A 5,235-nucleotide genomic window follows, 5' to 3' on the forward strand; every position below is an offset into this window, starting at 1 on the left:
GGACGGTCGTCACCGGCGGCCGGAGCGGCCTCGGCGGCCGGGGCGGAGGAGCCCACGGCGGCGACCGGAGCGGCGGACTCGCCGGCGGCCTCCTTCTCGATCACTTCGACCGGGACCAGCGACAGCTTGCCGCGCTGGTCGATCTCGGTGACCTCGACCTGGATCTTCTCGCCGACCTTGATGAACTCCTCGACGTTCTCGATCCGCACGCCGCCGTGCAGCTTGCGCAGCTGGCTGACGTGCAGGAGGCCGTCCTTGCCCGGCATGAGGGAGACGAAGGCGCCGAAGGTCGTGGTCTTGACGACCGTGCCCAGGTAGCGCTCGCCGATCTCCGGCATGTGCGGGTTGGCGATCGAGTTGATCGCCTGGCGCGCGGCCTCGGCGGAAGGCCCGTTGGTGGCGCCGACGTAGATGGTGCCGTCGTCCTCGATGGTGATCTCGGCACCGGTATCCGCCTGGATCGAGTTGATCATCTTGCCCTTCGGGCCGATGACCTCTCCGATCTTGTCCACGGGCACCTTGATGGTGATGATCCGCGGGGCGTACTCCGACATCTCGGCCGCGCCCTCGATCGCGTCCTCCATGACGTCCAGGATCGCGAGGCGCGCGCCCCGGGCCTGGCGCAGGGCGGCGGCGAGCACCTCGGCGGGGATGCCGTCGAGCTTGGTGTCGAGCTGCAGGGCCGTGATGAGGTCCTTGGTGCCGGCGACCTTGAAGTCCATGTCGCCGAAAGCGTCCTCGGCGCCGAGGATGTCGGTCAGCGCGACGTACTCGCCACCCTCGTGGATGAGGCCCATCGCGATACCGGCGACGGGGGCCTTCAGCGGCACACCGGCGTCCAGCAGCGACATCGTGGACGCGCAGACCGAGCCCATCGAAGTCGAACCGTTGGAGCTGAGCGCCTCGGAGACCTGGCGGATCGCGTAGGGGAACTCCTCGCGGGTCGGCAGGACCGGCAGCAGCGCGCGCTCGGCGAGGGCGCCGTGGCCGATCTCGCGGCGCTTCGGCGAACCGACGCGGCCCGTCTCACCGACCGAGTACGGCGGGAAGTTGTAGTTGTGCATGTACCGCTTGGTGCGCTCGGGGTTGAGCGTGTCGATCGTCTGCTCCATCCGGAGCATGTTCAGCGTGGTGATGCCCAGGATCTGGGTCTCGCCGCGCTCGAACAGCGCCGAGCCGTGCACGCGGGGCACCACGTTGACCTCGGCGGACAGCTGGCGGATGTCCTTGACGCCGCGGCCGTCGATGCGGACGCCGTCGCGGATGATCCGCTCGCGGATGAGCTTCTTGGTCAGCGAGCGGAACGCCGCCGACAGCTCCTTCTCACGGCCTTCGAACCGCTCGGCGAGCTGCTCGGTGGTCTGAGCCTGGAGCTCGGACAGCTTGGTCTCGCGCTCCTGCTTGCCGGCGATGGTCAGGGCCTCGGCGAGCGGGCCGGAGACCGCGGCGGTGACGGCCTCGAGGGCGTCGTCGGAGTAGTCGAGGAAGACCGGGTACTCGGCGGTCTCCTTGGCGGCGTCGGCGGCCAGCTCCAGCTGGGCCCGGCACAGCTCCTTGATGAACGGCTTGGCGGCGTCCAGACCGGCGGCGACGACCTCTTCGGTCGGGCCGACGGCGCCCTCGGCCACCAGGCCCAGGGTCCTGGTCGTGGACTCGGCCTCGACCATCATGATCGCGACGTCGCCGTCGGCGAGGGTGCGGCCCGCGACGACCATGTCGAAGGTGGCGCGCTCCAGTTCGGTGTGGGTCGGGAAACCGACCCACTGGCCGTCGATCAGCGCGACGCGGACGCCGCCGATCGGGCCGGAGAAGGGCAGGCCCGCGAGCTGCGTCGACATCGACGCGGCGTTGATCGCCACGACGTCGTAGAGCTGGTCGGGGTCGAGAGCCATGATCGTCGCGACGATCTGGATCTCGTTGCGCAGGCCCTTGACGAACGACGGGCGCAGCGGCCGGTCGATCAGGCGGCAGGTGAGGACGGCGTCCTCGGACGGCCGGCCCTCACGGCGGAAGAACGAGCCGGGGATGCGGCCCGCGGCGTACATGCGCTCCTCGACGTCCACCGTCAGGGGGAAGAAGTCGAGGTTGTCCTTCGGCCGCTTGGAAGCGGACGTGGCGGACAGGACCATGGTGTCGTCGTCCAGGTAGACGACGGCCGAGCCGGCGGCCTGGCGGGCCAGGCGGCCGGTCTCGAAACGCAGCTTGCGGACGCCGAAAGAGCCGTTGTCGATCACGGCTTCGGCGACGGAGACGCCGTCCATACGAATGGCATCTGACAAGGGAAAACCTCCCGGTTTCAGACCTCGGGGAATCGTCACCCCGAGATCGGCTACCCCGCCGAACGCGTACCTCGCCCGAGATTCCTTGCCGGTCTTCGATCGAAGCCCGCAGATCCCGCGCCTCTCGTCATGCGGAGGCGTCTATCTGGTGGCCACTACCGAGGACCGGCCCTCGTCGCGCCGGATGGCGTTCGCGGGCATGTTGTTAGTTCTAGGTCAGGTTACTACTGAGGGAGTGACCCAGGTGATCCGGATCACTCCCTCGCAAAAGCTAGCGGCGCAGGCCGAGACGCTCGATCAGCGAGCGGTAACGGCTGATGTCCTTGTTCTGCAGGTACTTCAGCAGACGGCGGCGGCGGCCGACCAGGAGCAGCAGGCCACGACGGCTGTGGTGGTCGTGCTTGTGCGCCTTGAGGTGCTCGGTCAGGTCGTTGATCCGCTTCGTCAGCAGTGCGACCTGGACCTCCGGGGACCCGGTGTCACCCTCAACGGTCGCGTACTCGGCGATGATCTGGTTCTTGACGGCGGTGTCCAGGGACACGTGACTCCTTAGTTTGCTCGACATCCGCAGCTCACCGGGGTTTTCAGGCCCGGGCCGCATGATGCGTTCGTGAAACGACCTGCCGCTCTGAGGGCGCAGCAGGCGTGGCCCAGAGTGCGCCCGTACGAGCACAGCTCTAGTGACTACTCACGGTATCACGAACCGTCAGGAGCCGGTGACCGTCGCCCCTTCAGGGCGCGGTGACCTCGCGGGCGCGCTCGACGTCGCGGCCCATCTCCTCGATCAGGGCGTCGATCGAGTCGAACTTGACCATGCCGCGGATCCGGGCGACGAAGTCGACGGCCACGTGCTCGCCGTAAAGATCGAGATCGTCGAGGTCCAGGGCGTACGCCTCGACGGTGCGCTCGACGCCGTCGAAGGTCGGGTTGGTGCCGATGGAGATCGCCGCGGGCCACTTGGCGCCCGGGTAGCGGTCGGAGTCACAGACCAGGTAGCCGGCGTAGACGCCGTCCGCGGGGATCGCGGTGTGCGGCACCGACTCGACGTTCGCGGTCGGGAAGCCCAGGGCACGGCCCCGCTGGTGGCCCCTGACCACGACGCCCTCCACCCGGTGCGGGCGGCCCAGCGCGTGCGCGGCCTCCTCGACGGCGCCGTCGGCGAGCTTCGCCCGGATCGCGGTGGACGAGATGGTGTCGCCGTTGGCCACCAAAGGAACTCCCTCAGCCTCGAAGTCGTACTTCTCGCCCAGCTCCCGCAGGAGGGGCACGTCGCCCTTGGCCTTGTGGCCGAACCGGAAGTCCTCGCCGACGATCACGCGGGCGGCGTGCAGCCTGTCCACGAGCACCGACTGGACGAACTCGTCCGGGCCGACCTTCGACAGCTCCAGCGTGAACGGCACCACCATCACCGCGTCGACGCCCTGCTCGGACAGCAGTTCGGCGCGGCGTTTGGCGGAGCCGAGCAGCGGCGGGTGGCTGCCGGGGCGCACCACCTCGTCCGGGTGCGGGTCGAAAGTGATCACCACGCTGGGCAGGCCCAGCTCAGCGGCGAGTTCGGCGGCCCGCCTGACCACCGTGCGGTGGCCCTGGTGGACGCCGTCGAACACGCCGATGGTCACGACCGACCGCCCCCAGTCCTGGGGCACTTCGTCCAGGCCGTACCAGCGCCGCACTGCCGCTCCCTCGGTCACACAAGTCCTATGGGGACAAGCCTGCCATGCCGCCACGACGGCCTTCGACGGCGCACCCCCCGTACCCCAGACTCTACTCGCCAGTAGGTCCACCCACGGGCCACAGGACCGCTTCGGCCTCGGTGCGGAGGCTCTCGTCCTCGGCGACGCAGGAGGTGGTGCGGGTGTCGGAGCCGACCAGGCGGTGGAGAGCCCTGCGGGATCCAGGGGTGGCGTGGGCGATGCCGAGTTCGGCGATGGCGTCCAGCGATCGCCGCGCGAAAGAGCCGGTGCCTTCGCGGCGCAGGGGGCGGACCAGGCGGGTGATGAGGCGCTCGGCGGTCAAGGGCGGCGGGTAGGCGCCGTCGGGGTGGAGTGCGGTCAGCGCGAGAACCTCTTCCGCGGGCTGATGGCGCTCGGCCGCCTGGCGGGCCACCCAGGGGGCCAACGGTGCGGCGGCCGGACCCATCTCGCGGATGAGGGCGCAGGCTTCGCTGGAGTCCCAGGGGTCTTTTCTGGCGGCTTTGAGGAGAGGGAGGAGCGGTTCGGGGTCGGCGGTGAGACGCCAGTAGGCGGTGGCCAGCTCGAAGCCCCAGCCGTCGCGGACCAGTTTGGCGGGCTTCCGGGAGAGCAGGAGGGTGCGGAGTTCGGGGACGAGGGGGCGGGCGGTGCCGCCGAGGGCCAGGAGGGTTCGGGCGGCCGTGTAGCGTTCGATCTTCTCGGCGAAGGCGCGGCGGATCTCCCCCAGGATGGGGCCGGGGTCGGCGGTCAAGCGCCAGTAGACGTGCGCGTCCTCCACCCGGCCGTAAGGGGTGCTCCGCTCGAGGAGGTCGCGCAGGCGCGTGGCCGCCGCGGTGCGTTCCCGGGGAGTGGGTGCGAGGAGGAACAGCAGCTCGGCGCGGCGGCGGGAAGTGATGGGGAGCTTCAGGGCGAGTTCGGCGCGGGCCTCGTGGGCGTCAGGTCCCCAGGAGTGCAGCAGGCCGAGGAGCGTGTCGAGGTCGACCGGCCAGCGGGGGGCGCGGCGGCGTCTGGTCCGGCGGGAGGCGGCGGCGACGGCGCGCAGCTCGGCGCGGACCGACTCCAGGAGCGGCCGGTCGAAGGGGATCAGGAACTCGGTGTCGTCGCGGAGCACCAGGGGCTGGACGCATTCGTGGTCGTCGTGGGCGTGCCGGATCTCGACCGCTCGAACCGCCTCCGGGCGGTCGTGGAGGTCGCGGGCCAGCAGGCGGGCGGCGCGAGGGTCGCGCAGGCCGATCAGGACGGCCAGGGCCTCGTCGGCGGCGGGG

The 5,235-nt window shown here is 70.3% G+C and carries 4 protein-coding genes; all 4 read right to left on the reverse strand.

The window, feature by feature from the left end; genetic code table 11:
* On the reverse strand, positions 1-2,261 hold a 2,261-nt coding region (locus ACYVE7_RS28535; protein ID WP_460368908.1), incomplete at its 3' end, for a polyribonucleotide nucleotidyltransferase.
* Between the two features lie 289 nt (positions 2,262-2,550).
* Positions 2,551-2,820, reverse strand: a complete 270-nt coding sequence (gene rpsO, locus ACYVE7_RS28540) for a 30S ribosomal protein S15 (protein ID WP_460368902.1) — start codon at positions 2,818-2,820, stop codon at positions 2,551-2,553.
* A gap of 190 nt (positions 2,821-3,010) precedes the next feature.
* Positions 3,011-3,952 (reverse strand): bifunctional riboflavin kinase/FAD synthetase, encoded by a 942-nt coding sequence (locus ACYVE7_RS28545; RefSeq protein ID WP_460368904.1) that lies wholly within the window; start codon positions 3,950-3,952, stop codon positions 3,011-3,013.
* Positions 3,953-4,043: 91 nt separating this feature from the next.
* Positions 4,044-5,235, reverse strand: a 1,192-nt coding sequence (locus tag ACYVE7_RS28550) for a hypothetical protein (RefSeq protein WP_460368906.1), incomplete at its 5' end; no start/stop codon positions are given.

Source organism: Actinocorallia lasiicapitis, assembly GCF_054778695.1.